The sequence below is a fragment of the Streptomyces sp. NPDC027962 genome, from assembly GCF_055566095.1.
Genome location: NZ_JBVHTA010000009.1, coordinates 178,037 through 203,493, shown reverse-complemented (window position 1 = coordinate 203,493; position 25,457 = coordinate 178,037). Strand labels below are relative to the sequence as shown.

Here is a 25,457-nt window from a genome sequence, read left to right as displayed (position 1 = left end):
GCGACCCTCCGCAGCTTCGCGATCAACCAGCTCCGTGCTGCCGGCCACACCAACATCGCCGCCGCACTCCGCGAGATGTCTCTCCGCCCTTTCGAACGGCCACTGGCCCTCCTCGGACTCAGCTGACCAGCACCGCCCCCAGAACCTCAGACTTTGCAATCACCCTGACTTGGGATGGCACCACTCTCTGTGAAGAGACAACTGAGAATCAAGAACTCCCCAAGCCGGTCGTCCTCACGTGGGACCACAATGATTTGCAGCCTGTCGCCCAAACGGAACGCATCCTAACGCGCGACACATCACAAGAAGCTGCAGATCAGCGCTTCTTCACAATTATCACCGATCTGGTCGGAACACCAAATGAACTTATCGATGAAACCGGCAACGTGGCCTGGCGTTCGCACATCTCGCTTTGGGGATCGACCTCTTGGGCGAGGAACAGCCAGGCATACACACCACTTCGCTTCCCCGGACAATACTGTGACTTCGAATCAGGGCTTCACTATAACTTCTACCGCTTCTACGAACCTGACACAGCCCGCTACCTGTCTCGAGATCCCCTTAATCTCACTCCAGCACCAAATCCCATAACCTATGTAAACAACCCGCATATACTGGCCGACCCTCTCGGGCTGGCCCCTTGCCCCCATGTTGATGACCGGAAGCTCGACTACCTCTTCAACAGAGACATCAAAAAGGACAATCACAATACCCCTCGTGCGGTGCAGAACGCCGAGCAGTTGCGGCGCATAGGGTTTGACGACACCCCTGCCTCACGACAATACGTTTCAGACCATCTAAAAGAGGCGACAAGTCTTGGATTTAGCCGAACATTCAGTAACCAGTGGGGAGAGTACGGCGAGGTGCACTCGGTAATACAGGGAAGATTCGGAATGCGTCAGGTTGAAAGCACGTGGCAGATCATGGAGGATGGTAGCCTTCGATTCACAACTGCCATATTCAAGGGTGGGAGCTAGTAGAGGATGACAAACGAGCCTTTTTCTGTTCCAGACATCCAAGAATTTGTCGAAAATCTCGGGGTGTCACCAATACTAGTCGATCACGACACCGTGGAGATCAACCTGACTGAAGTCACCGGCGAAGAGGTTATGTTCAGCTTTAACCCTATCGGGAGATCGATCAGCTTTCACTGGGCGGTGACGAAAGATTCCAAGATCGGCATCTTCAGAGAGGGGGCGTGCCGACTCAGGATCTCCACAGAAGGGCAGAATGTATTCCTGGTGACTGACTTCTCGACGGAGTCATTGGAAGGTTGCATGCGCCTGCGGGTCTTCCCTTCCCTCAACCTCGAGGACGAGGTCCTGTTCAGGTAAGCGAGTCGAGATCAACCCTGGACGCTTTGTTGGCCAAGCACGGCGAAGTGAGCAGACTGTTGAACAGCCTGAACGGTTTCCTGCACTCTATCGGGCATCGTTGAACTTCGAACCGACAGCAAAGGGCTCTTCCATGGGGCAAGATTTCGACCGCACTCTCTCTATCGAGTCCCTGGAGGGAGATGAGTGGCCGGAGCCGCCGACTGGTTCCACGGGGCTGGTGCGGACTGTCCATGCCTTGAGGAAACGTCCGATCCGCGAGCTCAATGCGTATGAGATGAGCAGGATGATCGGACAGGATGTCGGCCTTCCGTGGCTGATGCCTATGGCCCTCGAAATTTTGCGGGATTCGGCATCGGAGCAAGCCGTCTGCGGATTTTACGATGACGATTTGCTATCTGCTGTCTTGACACGCTCCTCCGCAGTCTGGCGGACATATCCACAGTGGGTTGCCGAAATAAAGGTCATTCTCCCCCAACTCGTCGGTCTCTCGCCGTACGTTCAGGCGGATGTCGATCAGTTCCTTGAGAGTGCTCGAGACCTTTGATTGGCAGAACGGTCAACGCACAGAGGGTGCGGCGGTTGGCCAATTCGCCCCGGCTCACTTCCCCCGAGCCTCCGTGGGAGACCTGGGCAGCGGTTGGCTGCACAGCGAGCCTTCTTGGAGACCGGCTGCTCGCGCCGGGCTGGCATACGAGGTACGCGTTCAGCGCGCTCTTCAGAACACCTCGTCCGCGAACCTCCCCGCCGTCTCCTCCAGCACCTCCACCCCGTCCCGCGCCCACAGCCCGTCGTTGAACAGCTCCACCTCGATGAAGCCCGTCCAGCCCGTCGCCTCGACGCGCTCGCGCCACGCGCGCAGGTCGATCGCGCCGTCGCCGAGCTGGCCGCGGCCGTTGAGCACGCCGGCGGGCAACGGTGTCGTCCAGTCGGCCAGTTGGAAGGAGTGGATGCGGCCCTGAGCGCCCGCGCGGGCGATCTCGGCGGGGGCCCGGTCGTCCCACCAGATGTGGTATGTGTCCACGACCACGCCCACCTGCGACGCCGGGAAGCGTTCCGCGAGGTCGAGCGCCTGGGTCAGGGTGGAGACGACGCAGCGGTCCGCCGCGTACATCGGGTGCAGCGGTTCGATCGCCAGTCGTACGCCCCGCTCCCCCGCGTACGGCGCGAGGGCCGCGAGCGCGTCCGCGATGCGTTCCCGCGCCGCGGCCAGGTCGCGGCTTCCTTCCGGGAGGCCTCCGGAGACGAGCACCAGGGTGTCCGTGCCCAGCGTTGCCGCCTCGTCGATCGCCGCGCGGTTGTCGTCCAGGGCGGTGTCGCGTTCCGCGGAGTCCAGGGCCGTGAGGAAGCCGCCGCGGCACAGGGTCGTGACCGCGAGGCCCGCGTCCCGTACGAGTTTGGCCGCGGCCTCGAGCCCGTACGCGGCGACCGGTTCGCGCCACAGACCGACGGCCGGGACGCCGAGCCGGACACAGGCCTCCGTCAGCTCGGGCAGGGTCAGCTGTTTGACCGTCATCTGGTTGATGCTGAAGCGGGAGAGAGGATCGTTCACTGCGCGACTCCATAGACGCGGAGCAGGGACTTCATACGGCTCTCCGCCTCGGCCGGGTCCGGGAACAGGCCGAGCCCGTCCGCCAGTTCGTACGCCCGCGCCAGATGCGGCAGCGAGCGAGCGGACTGGAGGCCGCCGACCATCGTGAAGTGCGACTGGTGGCCCGCCAGCCACGCCAGGAACACCACGCCCGTCTTGTAGAAGCGCGTGGGCCGCTGGAAGAGGTGGCGGGAGAGGTCGACCGTGGGGTCGAGGAGCTTGCGGAAGCCGTCCACGTCCCCGGTGTCCAGCACCCGTACCGCCTCCGCCGCCAGCGGCCCCAGCGGGTCGAAGATGCCGAGCAGCGCGTGGCTGAAGCGTCCTCCCGCCGTCGGCTCCTCGCCGGCGATCAGTTCGGGGTAGTTGAAGTCGTCGCCCGTGTAGCAGCGCACACCCTGCGGCAGGCGCCGGCGCAGGTCGACCTCACGCTGGGCGTCCAGCAGGGAGACCTTGATGCCGTCGACCTTGTCGGGGTGGGCGGCGATGACCTCCAGGAAGGTCTCCGTGGCGGTGTCGGGGTCGGCGCTGCCCCAGTAGCCCTCCAGCGCCGGGTCGAACATCGGCCCGAGCCAGTGCAGGATCACCGGCTCCGAGGCCTGGCGCAGCAGGTGCCCGTAGACCGCGAGGTAGTCGTCCGCCGAGGTCGCTGCCGCGGTCAGCGCTCGGGAGGCCATCAGGATCGCCCCGGCACCGGTGGATTCGACGAGGGCGAGCTGTTCCTCGTAGGCCGCGCGGACCTCCTCGAGCGTCGCCGGGCCCGTCAGCTGGTCCGTGCCGACTCCGCAGGCGATCGTGCCGCCCACCGACCGCGCCTCCGCCGCCGAGCGCCGGGTCAGCTCCGCCGCGCCCGCCCAGTCGAGGCCCATCCCCCGCTGCGCCGTGTCCATGGCCTCCGCCACGCCGAGCCCGTGCGACCACAGGTGGCGGCGGAACGCGAGCGTGGCGTCCCAGTCGACGGCGGCGGCCGAGCCGGGGTCGGTGTCCGCGTAAGGGTCGGCCACCACATGGGCGGCGGAGAAGACCGTACGGGAGGTGAGCGGCGCGCCCGGGGTGAGCCGCAAGGGATCGGTGCGCGGTTCGTACGCCGACAGGGTGCCGTCGGCTCGAGGGAGCCGGATCGTCACAGCGTCAGCTCCGGTACGTCCAGCCGTCGGCCCTCCGCCGACGAGCGCAGGCCCAGCTCGGCGAGCTGCACGCCGCGCGCGCCCGCGAGCAGGTCCCAGTGGTACGGCTCGTCGAGGGCGACATGCCGCAGGAACAGCTCCCACTGGGCCTTGAAGCCGTTGTCGAACTCGCCGTTGTCGGGGATCTCCTGCCACTGGTCGCGGAACGACTCGGTGACCGGCAGATCCGGGTTCCACACCGGCCTGGGTGTGGCGGAGCGGTGCTGGGCACGGCAGTTGCGCAGGCCGGCGACCGCGGAGCCGTGCGTGCCGTCGACCTGGAACTCGACGAGCTCGTCGCGGTTGACCCGTACCGTCCAGGAGGAGTTGATCTGGGCGATCGCGCCGCCCTCCAGCTGGAAGATGCCGTAAGCAGCGTCGTCGGCGGTCGCGGCGTACGGCTTGCCCTGTTCGTCCCAGCGCTGCGGGATGTGCGTGGCGACATGGGCGTTGACGGAGGTGACTCGGCCGAACAGCTCGTGCAGCACGTACTCCCAGTGCGGGAACATGTCGACGACGATGCCGCCGCCGTCCTCGCTGCGGTAGTTCCAGCTGGGGCGCTGCGCCTCCTGCCAGTCCCCCTCGAAGACCCAGTAGCCGAACTCACCGCGTACGGACAGGATTTCCCCGAAGAAGCCACTGCCGATCAGGCGTTTCAGCTTCAGCAGGCCTGGCAGGAAGATCTTGTCCTGGACGACGCCGTGCTTGATGCCCCTGCGCTGCGCGAGGCGGGCGAGCTCCAGGGCGCCCGCGGCGTCGGTGGCGGTCGGCTTCTCGGTGTAGATGTGCTTGCCCGCCGCGATGGCCTTCCTCAGGGCCTCCACGCGGGCGGAGGTGACCTGCGCGTCGAAGTAGATGTCGACGGTGTGGTCGGCGAGCACGGCGTCGACGTCGGTCGAGATCTCGGTCAGGCCGTGCTGCTCGGCGAGGTCGCGCAGCGCGTGTTCGCGCCGGCCGACGAGCACGGGCTCCGGCCAGAGCACCTCGCCGCCCCCGAGGTCCAGCCCGCCCCCTTCGCGGATCGCAAGGATCGAGCGCACCAGATGCTGGCGGTGGCCCATCCGTCCTGTGACGCCGTTCATGGCGATCCGCACTGTCCTGCGTGTCACGACGTTCCTCCGTCATTCATCTCGGTTTCCCCCGAGTTACCCCGATATGAGCGTAGCAAGCGCTTTCTACACGGTATGAAGCTAGCCTGCCGACAGCGGCCCGGACAAGGGGCCGGACCATCTCCTGCGGAGGAAAGCGATGACAGTCACCCTGGCGGATGTGGCGGCGCGCGCCCGGGTGTCCCCGGCAACCGTCTCCCGCGTGTTGAACGGCAACTACCCGGTCGCCGCATCGACGCGGGAGCGGGTACTGCGCGCGGTGGACGAGCTCGACTACGTACTCAACGGCCCGGCCAGCTCACTCGCCGCCGCCACCTCCGACCTCGTCGGGATCCTCGTCAACGACATCGCCGACCCGTTCTTCGGGATCATGGCGGGGGCGGCGCAGACCGAGATCGGCGGCCAGGAGGGCACCGGGCGGGCCGGCGGCGAGAAGCTCGCCGTCGTCTGCAACACCGGCGGCTCGCCCGAACGCGAACTGACCTACCTCACCCTGCTCCAGCGCCAGCGGGCCGCGGCCGTGATCCTCACCGGCGGCGCGCTGGAGGACCCGGCCCACGTCGAGGCCATGAGCGCGAAGCTCGCGAAGCTCGCCGACGCCGGGACGCGTGTCGTCCTGTGCGGCCGCCCGCCGCTGGCCGGCAGCGACGCGGTCGTCGCGGCGCTCGCGTTCGACAACCGAGGCGGGGGGCGGCGGCTCACCGAGCACCTGATCACGCTCGGCCACCGCCGCATCGGATACGTCGCCGGCCCCGTGGAACGCACCACCACCCGCCACCGCCTCGAGGGCCACCGGGCCGCGCTGACCACGGCCGGACTGGGCGGGGACGCCGCGGAGCAGGAACACCTCACCGTCCACGGCCCGTACGACCGCCGCTCCGGATACGACGCCACGCGCGAACTGCTGCGCAGGGAACCTGGGTTGACGGCGATCGTGGCCGCGAACGACACCGTCGCGCTGGGCGCGTGCGCGGCGCTGCGGGACCAGGGGCTGCGGATCCCCGACGACATCTCCGTCGCGGGCTTCGACGACCTGCCCTTCTCGGTGGACGCGGTCCCGTCGCTGACCACGGTCCGCCTGCCGCTGTTCGACGCAGGCGCCCGTGCGGGCCGGCTTGCCATGGGCAACGAGACTCCGCCACCGGGCGGCATCGCGACGATCGCGGCCGAACTGATGGCGCGGAGCTCGACGGCCCCGCCGCGGGCGCGGTGACGGTGGCGGGTGCGCAGTGAGCGCGGGGCCGCCAGGGGCGCGGCGTCGCGCGCGGCGAGCGCGGGCGCGGGAGCACGGCATCGCGCGCGGCGAGCGCGGGCGCGGGAACGCGGCATCGCGCGCGGGGTGGCAGGGGCGCGGCGCCGCACCGGTGGCCTGTGACGCGGTGAGACGGGGGCGCCGAGGCGGAGCCGCCCTGTGGCGGGTGCCCGGGCTCGGGAGGTGGGGACCCGCCCGGGGACGTGCGACGCCGTTCCGGTGCCGCGTCCCGGCCGCGAAGGAGCCGAACGCTCCACGCGCCCGGTGAGACGTCCCGGGTGGAACGCGCCCGGCACGTGCCCGCCCGGGATGCCCGAGCGCCGGGGCGGCCCGGAGACATGCGCGTGCTCCTGAGAGCGCGAGGCCGCTCCGGAGCGAGGTCATTCGGAACCAGAGCGGCCGCCGGAGCGGCGCGAACCGATGTCCGCGCGCGCGGAGATCGCAGCCCTGCGGTCCGCCGGGGCCCGACAGATGCGCGTGCGGGCGCACCCCGATGCCACCCGACTGGCCCACACCCGCTCGCCGTCCTGCCCGGCCGGGCAAACGCTGGAGTCCTTGCCCGCAGAGTACGGAGGACGAGCATGAGCAACGCCACCCGCAGCACCGGACGACCCGCCGACGGCGGCGGAAGTGCCTGGGCGTCCGGGGGGACGACGTTCGCCGGAGTGCTGATGCTGCTGGAAGGCATCCTCGGCATCCTCACCGGGATCGCCGCTCTGGTGGAGGACGACGTCTACGCGCGCATCGGCGACTACGTCTTCGAGTTCAACCTGACCACGTGGGGCTGGATCCACCTGATCTTCGGCATCATCGTCGCCGTCACCGGCTGGGGCATCCTCTCGGGCGCCGCCTGGGCGCGGGGCCTCGGCGTGGGGATCGCCGCGCTGATCATCGTCCTGCAGTTCATCTGGCTGCCGTACCAGCCGGTCTGGGCGCTGGTGTCCATCGCGATCGCCGTGTTCGTCATCTGGGCGCTGTGCACCGATCGCGGCCGTACGTCCGCGTCCTGACCCCCGCGCCCGGCCGACCCCGGCTTCCTCCGCGCGCGGAGGAAGCCGGTTCACCGTCGCGGGAGGCAGCATGACGCGCAAAGCAGCCGACGGCCCTTCCGCGGCCGGGTCGCACCCGCATCGCATCATCCCCCCGCAGGCCCGCGCCCTGCTCCCGCTCGTCCTCCCGGCGCTCGTCATCGGCATCGGGTCGAGCCTTCTCCTGTTCGGCATCAGCTGGATCGCCGAGCGGCTCCAGCACTGGCTGTGGGGCACGTTGCCCGCCGGGCTCGGTGTCTCGGGCACGTCTGCCGGCTGGACCCTGGTAATGCTCACGGCGGCCGGATTGGCCACCGGCCTGATCGTGTGGAAGGTCCCCGGCCACACAGGTCCCGACCCGGCCACCCGTGGTCTGGTCGACCCGCCGTTGCCGGTGGGGATCCTGCCGAGTGTTGCGCTCGCCGCTGTCGTCACCTTGGCGGGCGGGGTGAGCCTGGGGCCCGAGAACCCGATCACCTCGATCAACGTCGCGCTCGCCTGCGCGCTGGGCATGAAGGTCATGCCGCGCGCGCCCGGCGCCGTCTGGGTCTCGCTCGCCGTCGCCGGCACCGTCGGCGCGCTGTTCGGGACGCCGGTCGCGGCCGCGCTCATCCTCTCCGAAATCTCCGGCGTGCCCGATCCGCGCCCCCTGTGGGACCGGCTCTTCGCGCCCCTGGTCGCCGCCGGGGCAGGAAGCGTGACGACCGTGCTGGTCGCGGCACCCACGTTGACCGTGCAAACGAGTGACTATTCCGGGCCGCAGCTGATCGACGCGGTGTCCGCGATGGTCATCGCCTCCGCCGCGGCCGTCGTCACTCTTGCCGCCGTGTACGTCTTCCCCCACGTCCACCGCCTCTTCCACCGGCTTCGGCACCCGGTTCTCATGCTGACCGCGGGCGGTCTGGTGCTCGGCGCGCTGGGCATGCTCGGCGGGCAACTGACCCTTTTCAAGGGCCTGGAGCAGATGAGGGAACTCTCCGCCGACCCCGAGGCGCACAGCACGGGCAATCTGCTGCTCCTCGCCCTGGTGAAGCTGGCCGCCCTGGTCGTCGCCGCTTCCTGCGGCTTCCAGGGCGGGCGGATCTTCCCCGCCGTGTTCATCGGAGTGGCCCTCGGCATGTTCGCGCATTCCCTCGTCGCGTCCGTGCCGATGTCGGTGGCGATCGCGGCGGCCGTGCTCGGCGTGCTCCTCGCCATCACACGGCAGGGCTGGCTGAGTCTGTTCCTGGCCGCCGTTCTCGCCGCCGACGTCCATGTGCTGCCGCTGCTGTGTGTGGCGACCCTGCCCGCCTGGTTCGTCGTCACGGGCCGCCCGGAGATGCTGATCAAGAGCACGCCACCGCCGCAGGGCTCCTTGTCGGGCGGGCGCCCGGCCCCGTAGCGTTGACTGAGTCAAAGAAAACGCTTCGCGCCGGTCGGGTGAGCCGTCATGCCGATACAAGAGATCCGCGCCTTCAACCGCTTCTACACCAACGTCATCGGTGCCCTCGACTACGGCAGGCACCTGTACACGCCGTACACCCTCACCGAGTCGCGCGTGCTGTACGAGCTGGCCCACAGCCCCCGCACCGACGCCGCCGACCTGCGGGCCGCGCTGTCGCTCGACGCCGGGTATCTGAGCCGGCTGCTCACCGGTTTCGAGCGCGGCGGGCTGGTCGTGCGGGCACCGTCGGAGCGTGATCCGCGGCGGCAGCGGATCACGCTCACCGACCGTGGGCGCCAGGCCGCCGCGATGCTCGACGAGCGGTCGCGGCAGGCCGTCGGCGAGCTCGTCGCCGGTGTGCCCGAGCCCGAGCGGGAGCAGCTCATAGAGGCTCTGCGCACCGTCCGCGACATCCTCTCGGCCGCGTCACCGGCCGGCCGCGCCGAGGCCGTCCTGCGCGAGCCCGGGCCCGGTGACCTGGGGTGGATCGTTCAGCGGCACGGCGCGCTGTATGCCGCCGAGTACGGGTGGAGTGCGGACTTCGAGGGTCTGGTCGCCCGGATCGTGGCGGACTTCGCGCAGGACCACGACCCCCGTCTGGAGCGGGTGTGGATCGCCGAGCTGGACGGGCGCCCGGTGGGCTCGGTGATGTGCGTACGGGACGACGCCCCGGCCACGGCACGGCTGCGGCTGCTGCTGGTCGAGCCGGACGCCCGGGGGCACGGCCTCGGCGACAAGCTCGTACGCACCACCGTGGATTTCGCGCGCGAGGCGGGGTACCGGGACATGGTGCTGTGGACGAACGACGTACTGGCCGGCGCCCGCCGGATCTACCAGCGGGCCGGGTTCACGCTCGTCGCCGAGAAGCCGCACCGCTCGTACGGAGCGGACCTGGTCGGCCAGGACTGGCGGCTGGTACTGCAGGAAGGAGCAGATCGATGAAGTTCGCCTTCTCGACCCTCGGCGTGCCGGGCAGGCCGCTCACGGAGGTGGCGCGGCTCGCCGCCGACAGCGGCTGTCAGGGCGTGGAGCTGCGCGCCCACCCGGAGGAGCCGGTACACCCCGGCATCGGCACGACCGAACGGGCGGAGGCGGTACGGGAGTTCCAGCGCGCGGGCGTCGAGATCCTCACCGTCGCCGGGTACGCGCGCATCGCCGCGGCGGGCGACGACGGCCCCGTGATCAAGGAGATGGAGGCCCTGTGCCGGCTGGCGAAGGACCTCGGCGCCCCGTTCGTCCGTGTCTTCCCGGGCGGCGGCGATCTCGCCCCGGAGGAGGCCGACGCCATCGCCGCCCGCAGGCTGGGCGCGGCCGCGGAAACGGCCGCCGACCTCGGCGTACGGATCCTGCTCGAGACGCACGACTCGCACCGGACCGGTGCCGACGTCACCCGCATCCTGGGGCTGGTCGGCCACAGGCACGCCGGCGCGCTGTGGGACGTGCTGCATCCGTGGCTCGGTGGGGAGGCCCCGGAGGTGACCCACGCGGCACTGAGCCCCTTCCTCGGATACATCCAGGTCAAGGACGTGGCATCGCGCGACGATCTGGCCCCGCTGCCGCTGGGGCGGGGCGTGGCGCCGCTCGCCGAGTGCCTGGCGCTCGCGGACCCGGGCGGCTGGGTGTGCTGGGAGTACGAGAAGCGCTGGCACCCGACGGCGCCGGAGCTGCCGGGCCTGCTGACGGCCGGCCGGGAGCACCTGCTCTCGTTGATGTGACGGGCGCCGGGACGGTTCGGCGGGCGCCGAAGCGTCCCGCGGCCGGCGTGCATGGAACCGACCCGGCGAGGAACGAGGTGCTGTGTACGAGCGCGAAGTGGCCGCCGGATTCCGGCAGATCAACGGCGATCACCCGATGACTCCGGCGGAGGGAGAACGGCGCCACCGAGGACGCCGGGTGCCGTCGCAGCAGCCGGGCATCACGCGCTGGGACCATGTAGCACCAGCACGGATTCCTTCGATGGTTGGATGAAGCGTTGCTGAATGAAGCAGGGAGAGGAGCGATCGTGCTCGATCTCGGCCGGCTGCGCGCTCTGCACGCCGTCTCCGTCCACGGCACGGTCGGCGCCGCCGCGTCCGCGCTCGGCTACACACCGTCCGCCGTCTCTCAGCAGATCGCCAAACTGGAGCGGGAGACCCGCACGACGCTCCTGGAACGCGAGGGCCGCGGCGTCCGGCTGACCGACGAGGCACGGCAACTGGCGCACACCGCACAGCAGTTGCTGTCGCTGGTGGAGGAGGCAGAGGTCCGTCTCGAGGAGCGGCGCGGCGAGCCGACGGGGCGGCTGTCGATCGCCTGCTTCGCGAGCGCCGCGCGCGGTCTGATGCCGTACGTCCTCGCCGACCTCGCCCGCCGGCACCCCACCCTGGACGCGCGCCTCCACGAGGTGGACCCGCACCTGTCCGTCGATCTCGTCGCCCGCGGTGCGATCGACCTGGCGGTGGCGCACGACTGGGACATCGCCCCGCTGCCGACCCCGCCCGGGGTCGAGCAGGCCGTCGTCGGCGACGACATGTGCGACGTACTGGTGCCTGCCGGCCATGCGCTGGCCGCCGCGGAGTCCGTACGCCGCGAGGACCTCAAGGACGAGCGCTGGATCACCCAGCCGCCGGGCACGGTCTGCCACGACTGGCTGCTGCGCACGCTGCGCGCGGCGGGCTGCGAGCCGCTGATCGCCCATCAGGCCGAGGAGAACCACACCCAGGTGGCCCTCGTGGCCGCCGGACTCGGCGTGGCCCTGGTCCCGCGGCTGGGCCGGGGGCAGCTGCCGCCGCAGGTCGTGGCCGTTCGGCTGGCGCCGGTGCCGACGCGCCGGCTGCACGCCCTGTGGCGTGCGGGCGCGGCGAGGCGACCGGCGATCACGGAAACCGTACGGACCCTGCAGAGGCAGTGGCCGGACATCTCCGCCGGCACCTGACGCGGGCCCGCCCCGCCGGTCCGGTGATGTTTGTGCGCGGAGCCTTGACCTGGCAGTTACTTTCCGGATATCCGTGTCCCCTTGGAAGTTTCCTTCAACTCCCTTGTGCAACTCCCCTGTCGAGCAAGGCCGGAAGGAGCACCACGTGCACGACCGGAACCTCTCCAGACGCACCCTTCTCACCGCGGCCGCCGTCGCCGCGGGCGCAGTCGCCAGTGCGGCGCCCGCCCTCGCCGCGCCCGCCGCCTCCCGCGGCACACGGGCCCGGCTCGAACGGCTCATCTCGAGGATGAGCCTCGAGGAGAAGGTCGGCCAGCTCTTCGTGATGCGGGTCTACGGGCACTCCGCCACCGATCCCGACCAGGCCGACGTCGACCTGAACCTCGAAGAGATGGGCGTGCGCAACGCCGCGGAGCTCGTCGCCGAGTACCACGTCGGCGGCATCATCTACTTCGCCTGGGCGCACAACACCCGCGAACCGCACCAGATCGCCGGCCTGTCCAACGGCATCCAGCGGGCCGGGCTCGCCCAGCCCACTCCCGTGCCGCTGCTGATCTCCACCGACCAGGAACACGGCATCGTCGCCCGCGTCGGCAAGCCGGCCACGCTCATGCCGGGCGCGATGGCGCTCGGCGCGGGCGGCTCCACGGCGTCCGCCCGCAAGGCCGCGCAGATCGCGGGCAGCGAGCTCGCCGCCATGGGCATCGTCCAGAACTACGCCCCCGTCGCCGACGTGAACGTCGATCCCGCCAACCCGGTCATCGGCGTACGGTCCTTCGGCGCGGACCCGGCAGCGGTCGCGGGACTGGTCGCCGCCCAGGTCAAGGGCTACCGACGCGCCGGCATCGCGGCGACGTCCAAGCACTTCCCCGGGCACGGCGACACCACCGTCGACAGCCACACCGGCATCCCGGTCATCACCCACACCCGCCAGGAGTGGGAGGAGATCGACGCACCGCCGTTCATGGCCGCGATCGCCGCCGGCATCGACTCGATCATGACGGCGCACATCCAGTTCCCCGCCCTGGACCCGAGCGACGACCCGGCGACGCTGTCCCGCCCGATCCTCACCGGCATCCTGCGCGAGGAGCTGGGCTACGACGGCGTGGTGGTCACCGACGCGCTCAACATGCAGGGCGTACGGGACAAGTACGGCGACCACCGTGTCCCCGTGCTCGCGCTGCTCGCGGGTGTGGACCAGCTGCTCAATCCGCCGGACCTGCCGGTCGCGTGGAACGCGGTGCTCGAAGCGGTCAAGAACGGCGAGCTGAGCGTGGCGCGTATCGAGGAATCGATCCTGCGCATCCTGCTGCTCAAGGAGAAACTCGGCCTGTTCCGTGACCCGTTCGTCTCGCACCGGGGAGTGGACCGCACCGTCGGCACCCCCGCGCATCTCGCCGCGGCCGACCGGATCGCCGAGCAGACGACGACGCTGCTCGCCAACCCGGACGGGCTGCTGCCACTGAGCCGCCGCAGCCACCGCGAGGTCCTGGTGGTGGGCGCGGACCCGGCATCACCCAGCGGTACGACCGGTCCGCCGACTTCCGTACTGGCGTGCGCGCTGGGCGAGTTGGGCTTCCGGACGACCGCGCTGTCGACCGGGACCGCGCCGAACAGCGCCGGGATCGCGGAGGCGGTGGCGGCGGCGGAGGGCAAGGACGTGGTCGTCGTCGGCACGTACAACGTCACCGCGACCAGCTCGCAACGCACGCTCGTCGCGGCGCTGGTGGCGACCGGCGTCCCGGTGGTGGCGCTCGCCATCCGCAACCCGTACGACATCGCCCGGCTGGACGGGGTCGCGGCGGCGGTGGCGAGCTACGCGTGGACGGACGTCGAACTGCGCGCCGCCGCCCGGGTGATCGCGGGCAGGGCGGAGCCGCGGGGGCACCTGCCGGTGCCGGTGCAGCGGGCGGACGACCCGTCACAGGTGCTGTTCCCGATCGGCCACGGGCTGTCGTACCGGTAGCGGATTCGGTAGCGGTCGAAGGGGCCGTGTCCGCCGTTGGTACGAACGGCGGACACGGCCCCTGAGCCGAGCGGTGAGCGGCGACTACGGACGCAGCAGCGGCTCGCGCTCCAGGTCGCGCTTGTCGAGCTTCGCGTCGGCCTTCGCCAGCGGCCTGGCCTTCGCCGGGTCCTCCTGGACCGCGGCCGGGGCGACGCCCGCCCAGCGCAGGATCGCGGCGGTCGCCTCGGCCTTCTCGTCCGCCACCAGGCCGGCGACGTTCGCGCCGTGGTTGGCGCCGGGCGCGGTGAAGACGTGGCTGTCGCGGGTGCCCTTGCCGACCCGGAACGGTTCGGCGCCCCACGGGTCGTTCTGGCCGTAGACGAACATCATTTGGTCGGCGTTGCGCCGCACCCAGCTGTCGACGTCCCTCATCGCCTGCGGCTTGAAGCGCATCGGGATGTCGCGCGGTACGAAGTTGCGCGGGGGCTGGTATCCGTAGCGGCTCAGGCCGTCCAGGTGGGGCTGCCGGATGTCCGGCGAGCCGAGCTCGGTGCCCGCCTGGTAGTAGTACGGCGTGTAGGTGGAAAGCCCCTGGTCGGCGTAGGCGGAGAAGCCGGAGATGGCATCGACCGTGTCGAAGATCTCCTGGTCGGACGCGGTGGCCGCGGCCGGGATCGCGTCGCAGTCGGAGAGGAGGCTGTACTGCCAGAACGCCCAGACGAAGTCGAGGACGACGGCCTCGTACGCCTTGTCCATGCTGCCGACGGTGTCGAAGGTGTAGCCGCCGTCCGCCGCGTACTTCTCGAAGAGCGCCGTCAGCGGCTCACGCCGCACGAGCGCCTCGCGCTGGACCGCGTTCAGCTTGGCGCGGCACTCGGCGGTGCCGACGTTCGCAAGGAAGCGGTCGTACGCCCGGTCCTCGTTGTTCACGACGTCGTTCGGCGCGACGTAGGCGACGACGCCGTCCATGTCGCGCGGGTGGAACCGCTCGTAGTAGGTGGCGGTCATGCCGCCCTTGGAGCCGCCGGTCGCGATCCACTTCCTCGTGTAGATCTTCTTCAGCGCCTTGAAGACCCGGTGCTGGTCGGCGGCGGCCTGCCGGATGTCCAGCTTGGACCAGTCGGCGGGCGCGGGCCGCGACGGCGTGAAGAAGCGGTACTCCAGGGAGACCTGGTTGCCGTCGACGATGGCCGTCGGCTCACTGCGGCGGGGCGTGGTGGACACGTTGTAGCCGGAGGTGAAGAAGACGGTGGGACGGGCCGTGTCCTTGTGCAGCAGGGTGATCCGCTGCTGGAACGTGCCGCGCCAGGGGTGCCGGTGGTCGACCGGCTGTGTGTAGTTGAGGACGAAGAACCGGTAACCCGGGTAGGGCTTCTCCTCGATGAGGCTCATTCCCGGGATCGACAGGACCCGGTCCTTGATGTCCGTGCCCGTAGCGGAGTCGGAACCGGAGTCCGTGCTGGAGACCGAACCGACGTGCGTGGCGATGTCCGTGCCGGTCTCCGGTCCGGCGGCGGTAGCCGCCTCGGCCGTCGCGCCGGCTGCGCTCACCGTGCCTATGAGCACCGCGAGCGACAGCAGCCATCTGAGCGCCTTGCGCATTCACCCTCCCCTTGATCTCAAGCGGTCGCGGTGAACCTAGCGGTGGTAACACCGGCCCCGCCAGACCCGGTTGGGACTCAGGGGCGCATCAGCACAGAATCCACCCGGTGGCCCGCGAGGTGCCCGAGACCGAACCCGAGGCGCGCACACAGCGGTTGCGGGCGTGCACCGTGACGGGCCCAGCCTGCCGGGTGAACCGCCCGCTGTCCGTCTCCGCCCAGCCGCCGCGGGGCTGGAGCGAGACGGACATGGAGCGCCTGGCGCCGGGGCGTTTGGCGAGGGTGACGGCACAGACGGAGTTGCCCTGCTTGTAGACGCGCAGTTCGCCGGTGGAGAAGGCGAGCTTCTTCACCAGCCGCCCGGGGCAGGGGGCGGCGGCCTCCGCACCGCCGACCGCCGGGCCGGCGACGGTGAGCACCGCGGCCGTCATGACCATGACCAGCAGGCGCCTCGCCAACCGCGCGGGCCGTCCTGTGCCCTTGTTCCCCACCACTTCGAACACGCCTGCTCCCCACTGCCTCGCACACATGCGTACGCCCCGTACACGCGTACGACGCATACGGGGCGTGCATGGTTGCGGCCCCTGCTGCCCCTCCGCTCCCACCTGCCACCGGCTTGCCGCCCGGCGGCGACGCACCGCGACGGCGCCGGCGCGCCCGCGACCACAGCAGATGCCGCGGCCGCGGCATCTGCGAGAGGAAGCGCCGAACCGGAGCCGCTGGAGGGCAGGTTGTCCCCGGCTGCGGCCAGGTTGCCGCCCGTGGAGGCCTTTGCACGCCGCCCGGCGGCCGTCACACGGCCGCGGGCTCGTCCTCCCCCAGGCCCTCTATGCCCTCCCCGACGAACGTGCGCCACAGCGCGGCGTACCGGCCGTCCCGGGCGAGCAGTTCGTCGTGTGTGCCGTCCTCCGCGACGCGCCCCTGGTCCATCACGACCACCCGGTCGGCGCGGGCCGCGGTGGTGAGGCGGTGGGCGACCACCAGGGTGGTGCGCCGGCCGGTCAGCCGGTCCGTCGCCTGGTTGACCTGTGCCTCCGTGGCCAGGTCCAGGGAAGCGGTCGCCTCGTCGAGCAGCAGCACGTCCGGGTCGACGAGTTCGGCACGGGCCAGGGCGATCAGCTGGCGCTGGCCGGCGGAAAGGTTGCGTCCGCGTTCGGAGACCTCGTGGAGGTAGCCGCCGTCGAGCGTGGCGATCATTTCGTGTGCGCCGACGGCACGGGCTGCGGCCTCCACCTCGGCGTCGCTCGCGCCGGGGCGGCCGTAGGCGATGGCGTCGCGGACCGTGCCGACGAACAGGTACGCCTCCTGGGGGACGACCCCGAGGCGGTGCCGGTAGGCGGTGAGGTCCAGATCCCGCAGGTCCCGTCCGTCCACGGTGACCCGGCCGCTCGTCGGGTCGTAGAACCGCGCCACCAGCTTCACCAGAGTCGACTTGCCGGCGCCGGTCTCGCCGACGAACGCGACGGTCTGTCCCGCCGGGATCCGCAGGTCGACACCGGTCAGGGCCTCCTCGTCGTCGCCGTACGCGAACGACACGTCCTCGAAGGCGATCTCCCCGGCTAGAGCGCTCACCTCGTGCGGCTCACGCGCCGGGGCCGTCGAGGTCGGCTCCCGCAGCAGTTCCTGCACGCGGCGCAGCGAGACAGCCGCCTGCTGGTAGCCGTCGAAGACCTGGGAGAGCTGCTGCACGGGCGCGAAGAACAGATCGATGTAGAGCAGGTAGGCCACGAGCGCGCCGGTGGTCAGCGTGCCCGCCTCGACCCTCGCCCCGCCCACGATCAGCACGGCGGCCGCGGCCACCGACGACAGCAGCTGCACGAAGGGGAAGTAGACCGAGATCAGCCACTGGCCGCGCACCCGGGCCTCGCGGTATCTGTCGCTGCGGGAGGAGAAGTTGCGCAGACCGTCGCGCTCGCGGCGGAACGCCTGCACGATCCGCAGCCCGGAGACCGACTCCTGGAGGTCGGCGTTGACGACGCTGATCCGGTCGCGGGCCAGCTCGTACGCCTTCACGCTCTGCTTGCGGAAGAAGTACGTGCCCAGGATCAGGACGGGCAGTGTCGCGAAGACCACGAGCGCCAGCTGCACGTCGATGACGAGCAGGGCGACCATGATGCCGAGGAACGTGACCACGGAGACGAACGCGGTGACGAGGCCGGTCTGCAGGAACGTGGACAGCGCGTCGACGTCCGTCGTCATCCGGGTCATGATCCGGCCGGTCAGCTCGCGCTCGTAGTAGTCGAGGCCGAGCCGCTGGAGCTGCGCGAAGATCTTCAGCCGCAGCGAGTACAGGACACGCTCGCCGGTACGGCCGGTCATCCGGATCTCGCCGGTCTGCGCAATCCACTGCACGACCACGGTCACCAGCGCGAGCAGCGAGGCCGCCCACACGGCGCCGAGCGCCGCCTGCTCGACGCCCTCGTCGATACCGTGCCGGATCAGTACGGGCAGCAGCAGGCCCATGCCCGCGTCGACCGCCACCAGCGCCAGGCTGACCAGCAGCGGCAGCCCGAAGCCGCTCAGCACGGCCCGAAGCCGGCCGCCCTCGCCCGCGCGCTCCGTGGCGGGTTCGGGGCGCGTGGCCCGTGCCTCGTCGATGTCGGGGGTGCCGGTCGCCGGGGGCAGCGCCTCGACCTGCGCGAGCAGTTCGGGTGTGGCGCCGGGCTCCTCCTTGGCCTCCTCTGCGTGCTCGTCGCGCACCCACAGGTGAGGGGTGATGCCACGCTCGACGTCGAACTCGGCGTCCAGCTCGTCCCGTACGGTGCGGTCCTCGACCGGCTCGCGCACCGCCTGCTGCAGGACGTGGCCGGGCGAGACGCCGCCCAGCTCGTCCGGGTCTGTCAACAGCCGCCGGTACAGGGCGGAGCGCTGCTCCAGCTCCTCGTGCGTGCCGATGTCGGCGAGCCGCCCGCCGTCGAGGACGGCGATGCGGTCGGCGAGGTTGAGGGTCGAGCGCCGGTGGGCGATGAGCAGCGTCGTACGGCCCGCCATCACGTGCTTGAGAGCCTCGTGGATCTCGTGCTCGACGCGGGCGTCGACGGCGGAGGTGGCGTCGTCGAGGAGCAGCAGCCGGGGGTCGGCGAGGATGGCCCGGGCGAGCGCGACGCGCTGGCGCTGGCCGCCGGAGAGGGTGAGGCCGTGCTCGCCGACCTTCGTGCCGTAGCCGTCGGGCAGCTCTGCGATGAAACGGTCCGCCTGGGCGGCGCGGGCCGCCTTATCGATCTCCTCGTCACTCGCCTCGGGATACCCGAACGCGATATTGGCGCGCACAGTGTCCGAGAACAGGAAGCTGTCCTCAGGTACGAGTCCGATCGCGGACCTCAGCGAGTCGAAGGTCAGCTCCCGCACATCGTGGCCGCCGACCAGGACGGCCCCGCGAGTGGCGTCGTAGAAGCGGGGCAGCAGCAGCGAAACGGTGGACTTGCCGCTGCCGGACGCGCCGACGACGGCGACGGTCTCACCGGCAGCGATCTCCAGCGAGAAGCCGTCGAGGACCGGCTTGCCGTCCGCGTACTGGAAGCTCACGTCGTCGAACTCGACCGTGGCCGGGGCATCCGCCGGCAGTTCCTTCGTCCCGTCCTTGATCGTCGGCTCTGTGTCGATGAGGTCAAGGACCCGCTCCACGCCGGCCCTGGCCTGTTGCCCGACGGTCAGCACCATGGCGAGCATCCGGACCGGGCCGACGAGCTGCGCGAGATACGTGGAGAACGCGACGAACGTACCGAGCGTGATCTCGCCCTTCGTCGCCAGCCAGCCGCCCAGCGCGAGCATGGCCACCTGCCCCAGCGCGGGGACGGCCTGCAGGGCGGGCGTGTACCGGGCATTGAACTTGATCGTCCGCAACCGGCCCGCGAAGAGCTTCCTGCTCACCTCGCGGAGCTTGCCGGTCTCCTGCTCCTCCTGCCCGAAGCCCTTCACGACCCGCACACCGCTGACCGCCCCGTCGACGACCCCGGCGACGGCCGCGGCCTGACTCTGCGCGTACCAGGTGGCGGGGTGCAGCCGGGTGCGGCTGCGCCTGGCGATGACCCACAGGGCGGGGGCGACGGCGAGCGCGATCAGGGTCAGAGGCAGTGACAGCCACGCCATGACGCCGAGGGAGATGCCGAACAGCAGAAAGTTGCCGATGGTCATCGGGAGCATGAAGAGCAGCCCCTGGATCAGCTGCAGATCGCTGGTGGCGCGCCCGACGACCTGCCCGGTGGACAGCTCGTCCTGCCGCCGCCCGTCGAGCCGGCTGATCGTCGCGTACATATCGGTCCGCAGATCGTGCTGCACATCGAGGGCGAGACGCCCGCCGTAGTAGCGGCGGATGTACGTCAGCACGTACACGGCCACGGCGGCCGCGATCAGCAGCCCGGTCCAGGTGGAGAGCGACCGCGTCTTCGTGCCGATGACATCGTCGATGACGACCTTGGTGATCAGCGGCACGAGCGCCATGACGGCCATGCCGCCCAGCGACGACCCGAGCGCGAGCACGACATTCCGCCGGTACCGCCAGGCGTACCCGGACAGCCGCCGCGCCCATCCTTGCGCTGCTGGTGCCGCCTCCACGCGATGCCTCCCCGTTGATTCTGCCCCGGCTCTCGGGGCCTGATCTTCCGGAATGCACCAACGCGGGGGACGGCGGTTTTCATCCCGCGCAACAAGGATCCGCCGCGGTACGGGTTCGGTGGTGACCTGGCGGCGGGCCCAGATGGTGCTGCTGTCTGCGCAGGGCATGCCGGTGGCGAAAATCGCCGAGGTGCCGTTGCACCGGCGACGACCGGGTCCGGGATGTGATCCACAACTTCAACGCCGACGGCTTCGAGTCGTTGTGTCCGAAGTACAAGGGTGGCCGGCCCAAGACGTTCACGCTGCCCGAGCGGCGCGAGATCAAGAAGATCGCGAAGTCCAAGCCGACCGAGCACGACCTGCCGTTTCTCGGCCTGGAGCCTGACCAGGCCGGCGAACTTCATGGTCGCCGAGGGGGTGGTCGACGACATCAGCCACGAGGGCCTGCGCATCCTGCTCCGCGAGGATGGCGCCTCCTTTCAACGCGTGAAGACCTGAAAGACCTCCCGCGACCCCGACTGCCCGGCCAAGAAGGCGCGGGTCGAGCACCTGTATGCGATCGCTGACGGAGAGGTCCTGCCCGAGGACGGCGAGCCCGAAGTCATCTTCAACATGGACGAGTTCGGCCCGCTCAACCTGATGCCCACCCGGGCCGGCAGCGGGCCGAGCGCGGCGGCAACCACAAGGACCCCGACCGCGAACCGCGCCGCCACCTACAACCGCGACGGCGGAGTACGGCACCTGCTCGCCGGAGCAGCCGTCGGCCGCCTCCCCGTCGCCGTGGCACCACTCGCGATCCTTCTGTCCGTCCGCGCCGAAGGCGGCTCCATGTTGGCCGGGCCGCACGGCGGGGGTGTCCCGTTCCGACAGGTGGTGCGTCAGGCCCGGCGGCCGGGTCCCTGGGAACCGGGGACCCGGGCCTGTGCCGGCAGAGGCGTTACCACCACACGACGACGTACGGGCCGCCGCCCGGTCCGCCCGGGCTACCGGCGGAGCCGACTGCTCCGCCCGCACCCCCGGTACCGCCTGAGGCACCGATGCCCGGCGGGGCGACGATGCCATCCGCCGGTTCGCCGCCCGCGCCGCCGGTCTGGCTGCCGGCGATCCCTGCGGAGCCGTTGTCGCCCGGCCGGGTCACGCCGTCCCCTGCGCAGGTTCCGCTGCCGCCTGCGCCGCCGGCACCGGGGGTACCATCGCCTGGGCCGCCGGCGCCTCCCCCGCCGCCGCCCTGCCCCCCGGTAGCGCTGACCAGGACGGTGGCATCGGGTGCGGTCAGGGTCGCATCGTCCCCCGGATTGCCGTCATCGCCGTCCTCACCAACTCCACCGCCGACGCCGCCGGCGCCGCCGAGGCCCCCATCGACCGTGTAGACGTCTCCGGGGGTGACCGGCACCAGGCACCAGGCAAAGCCCCCGGCTCCGCCTCCTCCGCCCCCTCCGCCGTTGCCTGGCTGCGGGGCGGCGGCGCCTCCGCCTCCGCCGCCCGCGCCTCCACCTCCTCCCCAGGCCTGGACGAAGACCGACGTGACGCCCTCGGGTGGGACGAAGGTTTCCTCGAAGGCGGTGAACTCCTCCAGCCCGTGCAGGTCGAGGCCGGCCGGACCCGTGGGACCGGTGGCGCCGGTGGGCCCAGCCGGGCCCGTGGGTCCGGTGTCCCCAGACGGGCCCGTGGGTCCGGTGTCCCCAGACGGGCCCGTGGGTCCGGTGTCCCCTGTAGGACCGGTGGGCCCGGTCGGACCCGTGGCCCCGGTCGGCCCCCGCCTGCACCCGTCGCGGTCGGGCGGCTCGTACAGCCCGGCCGCGGCGGATCCCACCCTGGGGTCCGGCTGGGCCGGCTCGCACTCCCCGCCGGTCAGATGCGCTGCCGCTCTCACACCCGTGGCCTGCGAGCCGGCCGCCAATGCGAACCCGGGACCTGCGATCCCGAAAAGTACGAGGGCCATGGAGGCCATGGCACCGCGGGCGGCCCACCGTCGCCGTCCGGGCAGTGGGCCCAGTGGCGACTTCGCCTTGCGCTCAAGACTCATACACAGCTCCCTTGTAAACCGATTCGACTGCTGCTCCGGAAGCCGGTACGAGCTTCCGTCGGAAACATCGGCATGCAGATGCGGCCGCTTGAGAAGCCGGCGCTGATATCAACGCATCGGCTTATCAAGAGCTGGTCATCTCGAGTGGCCTTCTCATCCTGGACGACTTCACCCAGCGCTGGGGCGTCGCGCACGAGCACCACTCCTTCGCCGGCACGACCGTCGGGGGTGGTGCCTGACGGGCGTTCCACGGCCGGCGGCCGTGGGTAGTGACTCACGGCAGTCGTCGGACGGACCGACGAGAAGGGGGACTCCCATGGCCGATGCCAAGCCCACGCCCGCGCACCTCTGCGGACAGCTGTACGCGACCTTGGAGGCGCTCTGCGCCATCGGCACCGGCAACCGCAAGCTCGCGGACCTGCAGCCCCGCGAGGAGGCGCAGCGCAGTCCGTCCAAGAAGATCCCGGGCCTGCTCCAGGACGCGGCAGAGCACCTGCTCCGGGCTCGAGCGCGGGGGCGGGATCATGTGAAGGTCGCCGAGGAGCTGTTCCGCTCCATACCGGATTTCCTGCCGGCGAACGGCAGGCACCTCCACAGCCTCGACGCGGCGCAGGTGACGCAGTTCCTCGAGGGCTACCACCAGCAGATGGTCAAGTACGCGCCCACGCACACCCTGCAGAAGAGGTGAGGAGCGGATCTCCATGGCGCCCCGGCGTGACCCGGCCCCGCCGCCCCAGGGGGGAAGGGGGTGGCGAGGCCGGGTGGCACACAGGTCCGTCACATGTGCGTCGGGGCGAACATCCGCAGCAGCGCCGGAAGGACCACCACCGACGGGCCCCGCCCGGCGAACGCCTTCGCCAGGTCTTCGCTCAGCGTCTCCGCGGACGTCCGTACCGCCGGGACGCCGAAGGACTCGGCGAGGGCGACGAAGTCCGGGCGTGCCAGCTCGGTCGCCGTGGCCTCGCCGAACGCGTCCGTCATGTACTCGCGCAGGATGCCGTAGCCCCCGTCGTCCACGATCAGCCAGGTGACCGGCAGGTCGTACTGCCGGGCGGTCGCCAGTTCGGCGATGGAGTACATCGCACCGCCGTCGCCAGAGACGGCGAGCACCGGACGCGTACGGTCGGCGGCTGCCGCGCCGAGCGCCGCCGGGAAGCCGTAGCCGAGTCCGCCCGCGCCCTGCGCGGAGTGCATGGTGTTGGGGCGGCGCGCGTCGAAGGCCGACCATGCCCAGTACGTCAGGATCGTCATGTCCCAGAAGCTGGGCGAGTCGTCCGGCAGAGCCGCCCGCACGGACTCGAGGATCTGCTGCTCCAGGGTCAGTTCCTGGGAGGCGATCCGGGTGCGGACCGCCGTGAGCACGTCCCGTACGGCGTCGGCGGCCGACGGGTCCGTACTCCCCCGTAGCCCTTCGGGCACGGGAGGTGCCCCCGCCTCGAGGGTCTCCAGCAGGGCGGACAGGGCCAGGCGGGCGTCCGCGTGGATGCCGAGTCCCGCGTGGTTCGACTCCAGCTTGCCGAGGTCCGCCTCGATCTGGATCACCCGGCCGCGAGGCGCGAAGGTGTGGTAGTTCGAGGACAGTTCGCCGAGCCCCGAGCCGACGACGAGCAGCACGTCGGCCGACTCCAGGAAGTCGGTGGTGTGCCGGTCCTCCAGCCAGGACTGGAGGGACAGCGGATGCTCCCAGGGGAAGGCGCCCTTGCCGCCGAAGGTGGTGACGACCGGCGCGTCGAGCTTCTCGGCGAGGGCGAGCAGCTTGCCCGAGGCGTCGGAGCGTACGACCCCGCCACCAGCGATGATCACCGGCCGCGCGGCGGACGACAGCAGACCGGCTGCCACGGCGGTCAGTTCGGGGCGGGGGACGACCTCGTCCGGGGTGGCGTCCATGGCGGTGACGACCGGCAGCGTGGTCTCGGCGAGGAGCACGTCCTGCGGGATCTCGACCCATACCGGGCCGTGCGGCGCGGTCAGTGCCGACTTCCACGCCGCGGCGAGGGCGGACGGGATCTGGGACGCGGTGCGCACGACGTGCACGGACTTGACGATGTCACGGAACGACGCCTGCTGGTCGCGCAGTTCGTGCAGGTAGCCGTGACGGCCGCCGCCGAGCCCGGCGGTGGGCACCTGGCTGCCGATCGCGAGCACGGGCGCCGACGCCGCGGCCGCCTCCTGCAGCGCGGCCAGGGACATCAGGGCGCCCGGGCCGGTCGACAGCAGCAGCGGCGCCGCCTCGCCGGTGACCCGGCCGTACGCGTCGGCGGCGAAGCCGGCGTTGTTCTCGACCCGCAGGCCGACATACGTCAGCGACGAGCGGCGCAATGCGTCGAACATGCCGAGCGCGTGCTGGCCGGGCAGGCCGAAGACCGTCGTGGCGCCGAGCCCGGAGAGGGTCTCGACGACCAGGTCGCCGCCGTTGCGGCCGGGCGGGGGGTTGAGGGCCGCGGCGGTCTGCGCGGGCGTGGGGCGAAGCACCAGGTCGTGGTCGTGGGTCACCTGGCGGCCCTCGCGGCTGCGATCTGCCGGGACATGATCGTCGTCAGCTCGTACGCGGTGTGCGACGCGGCGACCGACGTGATCTCGGCGTGGTCGTAGGCCGGGGCGACCTCGACGACGTCGGCGGAGACGAGGTTGCACGAGGCCAGGCCGCGGATGATCTCGAGCAGTTCGCGGGAGGTGAGGCCGCCCGCCTCGGGCGTGCCGGTGCCGGGCGCGTGCGCCGGGTCGAGCACGTCGATGTCGATGGAGATGTACAGCGGGCGGTCGCCGATGCGCTGGCGCAGCTGGTCGGCGACCTCGTCCACGCCGCGTCGCATGACGTCGGCGGAGGTGACGATGCCGAAGCCCATCTTCTCGTCGTCGTCGAGGTCCTGCTTGCCGTACAGCGGGCCGCGCGTGCCCACGTGGGAGAGGGCGGAGGTGTCGAGGATGCCTTCCTCGACGGCCCGTCGGAACGGCGTGCCGTGCGTGTACTCCGCGCCGAAGTACGTGTCCCAGGTGTCGAGGTGCGCGTCGAAGTGCAGCAGCGCGACCGGACCGTGCTTCTTGGCGACGGAGCGCAGCAGCGGCAGGGCGATGGTGTGGTCGCCGCCGAGCGTCATCATGCGGGCGCCGGTGCCGAGGAGGTCGTCCGCGGCGGCTTCGATGGTGTCGACGGCCTCGTTGATGTTGAACGGGTTGGCCGCGATGTCGCCCGCGTCGGCGACCTGGGCGAGGGCGAAGGGCGAGGCGTCCTGTGCCGGGTTGTACGGGCGCAGGAGCCTCGACGCCTCGCGGATGGCGTTGCCGCCGAAGCGCGCACCGGGGCGGTAGGAGACTCCGGTGTCGAAGGGAACGCCGACCACGGCGACGTCGGCGGTGCCGACCTCGTCGAGCCTGGGCAGCCGGGCGAACGTCGCGGGCCCGGCATACCGCGGGATGCGGGAGGAGTCGACGGGGCCGCGCGGCTGCTCGTTGCTGCTCATGTGAATTGCCTTCTTTCCTGCGCTTTGTGGCGCTTCATCGCGCTTCGGTGCGG

At 70.8% G+C, this 25,457-nt stretch carries 20 protein-coding genes and 1 pseudogene; 12 read left to right on the top strand and 9 right to left on the bottom strand.

What is annotated here, in order from left to right:
* Positions 1-254: 254 nt before the first annotated feature.
* The 3 genes from ACZ4SA_RS12035 (at position 255) to ACZ4SA_RS12025 (ending at position 1,881) form a co-directional block, all read left to right on the top strand.
* Positions 255-977: an RHS repeat-associated core domain-containing protein gene (locus ACZ4SA_RS12035; RefSeq protein ID WP_468272777.1), complete on the top strand. Its 723-nt coding sequence runs from the start codon at positions 255-257 to the stop codon at positions 975-977.
* A 6-nt stretch (positions 978-983) separates the two neighbouring features.
* Complete coding sequence (locus ACZ4SA_RS12030) at positions 984-1,334, top strand: hypothetical protein (RefSeq protein ID WP_468272774.1); 351 nt, start codon at positions 984-986, stop codon at positions 1,332-1,334.
* Positions 1,335-1,434: 100 nt separating this feature from the next.
* On the top strand, positions 1,435-1,881 hold the full coding sequence (locus ACZ4SA_RS12025) for a contact-dependent growth inhibition system immunity protein (RefSeq protein ID WP_468272772.1): 447 nt from the start codon (positions 1,435-1,437) through the stop codon (positions 1,879-1,881).
* A 171-nt stretch (positions 1,882-2,052) separates the two neighbouring features.
* Here ACZ4SA_RS12025 and ACZ4SA_RS12020 read toward each other — a convergent pair whose 3' ends face one another.
* Genes ACZ4SA_RS12020 through ACZ4SA_RS12010 form a run of 3 tightly spaced genes read right to left on the bottom strand, consistent with a single transcriptional unit; the run spans position 2,053 to position 5,197 of the window.
* Complete coding sequence (locus tag ACZ4SA_RS12020) at positions 2,053-2,850, bottom strand: sugar phosphate isomerase/epimerase family protein (protein WP_468272797.1); 798 nt, start codon at positions 2,848-2,850, stop codon at positions 2,053-2,055.
* A gap of 32 nt (positions 2,851-2,882) precedes the next feature.
* On the bottom strand, positions 2,883-4,049 hold the full coding sequence (locus tag ACZ4SA_RS12015) for a dihydrodipicolinate synthase family protein (RefSeq protein ID WP_468272770.1): 1,167 nt from the start codon (positions 4,047-4,049) through the stop codon (positions 2,883-2,885).
* Entirely contained in the window at positions 4,046-5,197 is a 1,152-nt protein-coding gene (locus ACZ4SA_RS12010; RefSeq protein WP_468272766.1) for a Gfo/Idh/MocA family protein, read from the bottom strand. The genes ACZ4SA_RS12015 and ACZ4SA_RS12010 overlap by 4 nt, the downstream gene beginning before the upstream one ends.
* Before the next feature lie 139 nt (positions 5,198-5,336).
* Between ACZ4SA_RS12010 and ACZ4SA_RS12005 the strand changes: the two genes are divergently transcribed.
* The 7 genes from ACZ4SA_RS12005 (at position 5,337) to ACZ4SA_RS11975 (ending at position 13,780) form a co-directional block, all read left to right on the top strand.
* Positions 5,337-6,410 carry a LacI family DNA-binding transcriptional regulator gene (locus tag ACZ4SA_RS12005; RefSeq protein WP_468272763.1) on the top strand — a complete coding sequence of 358 codons (1,074 nt, stop codon included), beginning with the start codon at positions 5,337-5,339 and terminating at the stop codon, positions 6,408-6,410.
* A gap of 620 nt (positions 6,411-7,030) precedes the next feature.
* On the top strand, positions 7,031-7,459 hold the full coding sequence (locus ACZ4SA_RS12000; RefSeq protein WP_468272760.1) for a DUF7144 family membrane protein: 429 nt from the start codon (positions 7,031-7,033) through the stop codon (positions 7,457-7,459).
* A 70-nt stretch (positions 7,460-7,529) separates the two neighbouring features.
* Positions 7,530-8,858 (top strand): ion channel protein, encoded by a 1,329-nt coding sequence (locus ACZ4SA_RS11995; RefSeq protein WP_468272757.1) that lies wholly within the window; start codon positions 7,530-7,532, stop codon positions 8,856-8,858.
* A 48-nt stretch (positions 8,859-8,906) separates the two neighbouring features.
* Complete coding sequence (locus ACZ4SA_RS11990) at positions 8,907-9,842, top strand: bifunctional helix-turn-helix transcriptional regulator/GNAT family N-acetyltransferase (RefSeq protein WP_468272755.1); 936 nt, start codon at positions 8,907-8,909, stop codon at positions 9,840-9,842.
* A complete protein-coding gene (locus ACZ4SA_RS11985) occupies positions 9,839-10,615 on the top strand; it encodes a sugar phosphate isomerase/epimerase family protein (RefSeq protein WP_468272753.1) in 777 nt (258 codons plus the stop codon). The genes ACZ4SA_RS11990 and ACZ4SA_RS11985 overlap by 4 nt, the downstream gene beginning before the upstream one ends.
* 287 nt (positions 10,616-10,902) lie before the next feature.
* Positions 10,903-11,814 carry a LysR family transcriptional regulator gene (locus tag ACZ4SA_RS11980; protein ID WP_468272750.1) on the top strand — a complete coding sequence of 304 codons (912 nt, stop codon included), beginning with the start codon at positions 10,903-10,905 and terminating at the stop codon, positions 11,812-11,814.
* A 145-nt stretch (positions 11,815-11,959) separates the two neighbouring features.
* Positions 11,960-13,780 carry a glycoside hydrolase family 3 protein gene (locus ACZ4SA_RS11975; RefSeq protein ID WP_468272748.1) on the top strand — a complete coding sequence of 607 codons (1,821 nt, stop codon included), beginning with the start codon at positions 11,960-11,962 and terminating at the stop codon, positions 13,778-13,780.
* An 84-nt stretch (positions 13,781-13,864) separates the two neighbouring features.
* Here the strand turns inward: ACZ4SA_RS11975 and ACZ4SA_RS11970 are convergent, their stop codons facing one another.
* The 3 genes from ACZ4SA_RS11970 to ACZ4SA_RS11960 form a co-directional block, all read right to left on the bottom strand.
* Entirely contained in the window at positions 13,865-15,364 is a 1,500-nt protein-coding gene (locus ACZ4SA_RS11970) for a S28 family serine protease (RefSeq protein WP_468272745.1), read from the bottom strand.
* 88 nt (positions 15,365-15,452) lie between these two features.
* Positions 15,453-15,800, bottom strand: a complete 348-nt coding sequence (locus ACZ4SA_RS11965) for a hypothetical protein (protein ID WP_468272794.1) — start codon at positions 15,798-15,800, stop codon at positions 15,453-15,455.
* Positions 15,801-16,155: 355 nt separating this feature from the next.
* Positions 16,156-19,917, bottom strand: a complete 3,762-nt coding sequence (locus ACZ4SA_RS11960; protein WP_468272743.1) for an ABC transporter ATP-binding protein — start codon at positions 19,915-19,917, stop codon at positions 16,156-16,158.
* 52 nt (positions 19,918-19,969) lie between these two features.
* On the opposite strand from ACZ4SA_RS11960, the pseudogene ACZ4SA_RS11955 reads away from it, so the two are divergent.
* Positions 19,970-20,685 (top strand): annotated as a pseudogene (locus tag ACZ4SA_RS11955) (helix-turn-helix domain-containing protein); the annotation flags it as partial.
* Positions 20,686-20,854: 169 nt separating this feature from the next.
* On the opposite strand, the gene ACZ4SA_RS11950 reads toward ACZ4SA_RS11955, so the two are convergent.
* Positions 20,855-21,310 carry a hypothetical protein gene (locus ACZ4SA_RS11950; protein ID WP_468272801.1) on the bottom strand — a complete coding sequence of 152 codons (456 nt, stop codon included), beginning with the start codon at positions 21,308-21,310 and terminating at the stop codon, positions 20,855-20,857.
* A 949-nt stretch (positions 21,311-22,259) separates the two neighbouring features.
* On the opposite strand from ACZ4SA_RS11950, the gene ACZ4SA_RS11945 reads away from it, so the two are divergent.
* Complete coding sequence (locus tag ACZ4SA_RS11945) at positions 22,260-22,631, top strand: hypothetical protein (protein ID WP_468272740.1); 372 nt, start codon at positions 22,260-22,262, stop codon at positions 22,629-22,631.
* An 89-nt stretch (positions 22,632-22,720) separates the two neighbouring features.
* On the opposite strand, the gene ACZ4SA_RS11940 is transcribed toward ACZ4SA_RS11945, so the two are convergent.
* Both ACZ4SA_RS11940 and speB read right to left on the bottom strand, forming a co-directional pair.
* Entirely contained in the window at positions 22,721-24,436 is a 1,716-nt protein-coding gene (locus tag ACZ4SA_RS11940) for a thiamine pyrophosphate-binding protein (RefSeq protein WP_468272738.1), read from the bottom strand.
* On the bottom strand, positions 24,433-25,404 hold the full coding sequence (gene speB, locus ACZ4SA_RS11935) for an agmatinase (RefSeq protein ID WP_468272735.1): 972 nt from the start codon (positions 25,402-25,404) through the stop codon (positions 24,433-24,435). Before speB ends, ACZ4SA_RS11940 begins: the two co-directional genes overlap by 4 nt.
* Positions 25,405-25,457: the final 53 nt, after the last annotated feature.

Bases quoted from the DNA above. Each gene is read 5' to 3' on its own strand.
- ACZ4SA_RS12030 (WP_468272774.1), top strand. From the start codon at position 984: ATGACAAACGAGCCTTTTTCTGTTCCAGACATCCAAGAATTTGTCGAA.
- ACZ4SA_RS11945 (WP_468272740.1), top strand. From the start codon at position 22,260: ATGGCCGATGCCAAGCCCACGCCCGCGCACCTCTGCGGACAGCTGTAC.
- ACZ4SA_RS11995 (WP_468272757.1), top strand. From the start codon at position 7,530: ATGACGCGCAAAGCAGCCGACGGCCCTTCCGCGGCCGGGTCGCACCCG.
- ACZ4SA_RS11965 (WP_468272794.1), bottom strand. From the start codon at position 15,800: ATGGTCATGACGGCCGCGGTGCTCACCGTCGCCGGCCCGGCGGTCGGC.
- ACZ4SA_RS12020 (WP_468272797.1), bottom strand. From the start codon at position 2,850: ATGACGGTCAAACAGCTGACCCTGCCCGAGCTGACGGAGGCCTGTGTC.
- ACZ4SA_RS12005 (WP_468272763.1), top strand. From the start codon at position 5,337: ATGACAGTCACCCTGGCGGATGTGGCGGCGCGCGCCCGGGTGTCCCCG.
- ACZ4SA_RS11970 (WP_468272745.1), bottom strand. From the start codon at position 15,364: ATGCGCAAGGCGCTCAGATGGCTGCTGTCGCTCGCGGTGCTCATAGGC.
- speB (WP_468272735.1), bottom strand. From the start codon at position 25,404: ATGAGCAGCAACGAGCAGCCGCGCGGCCCCGTCGACTCCTCCCGCATC.
- ACZ4SA_RS12000 (WP_468272760.1), top strand. From the start codon at position 7,031: ATGAGCAACGCCACCCGCAGCACCGGACGACCCGCCGACGGCGGCGGA.
- ACZ4SA_RS11985 (WP_468272753.1), top strand. From the start codon at position 9,839: ATGAAGTTCGCCTTCTCGACCCTCGGCGTGCCGGGCAGGCCGCTCACG.
- ACZ4SA_RS11990 (WP_468272755.1), top strand. From the start codon at position 8,907: ATGCCGATACAAGAGATCCGCGCCTTCAACCGCTTCTACACCAACGTC.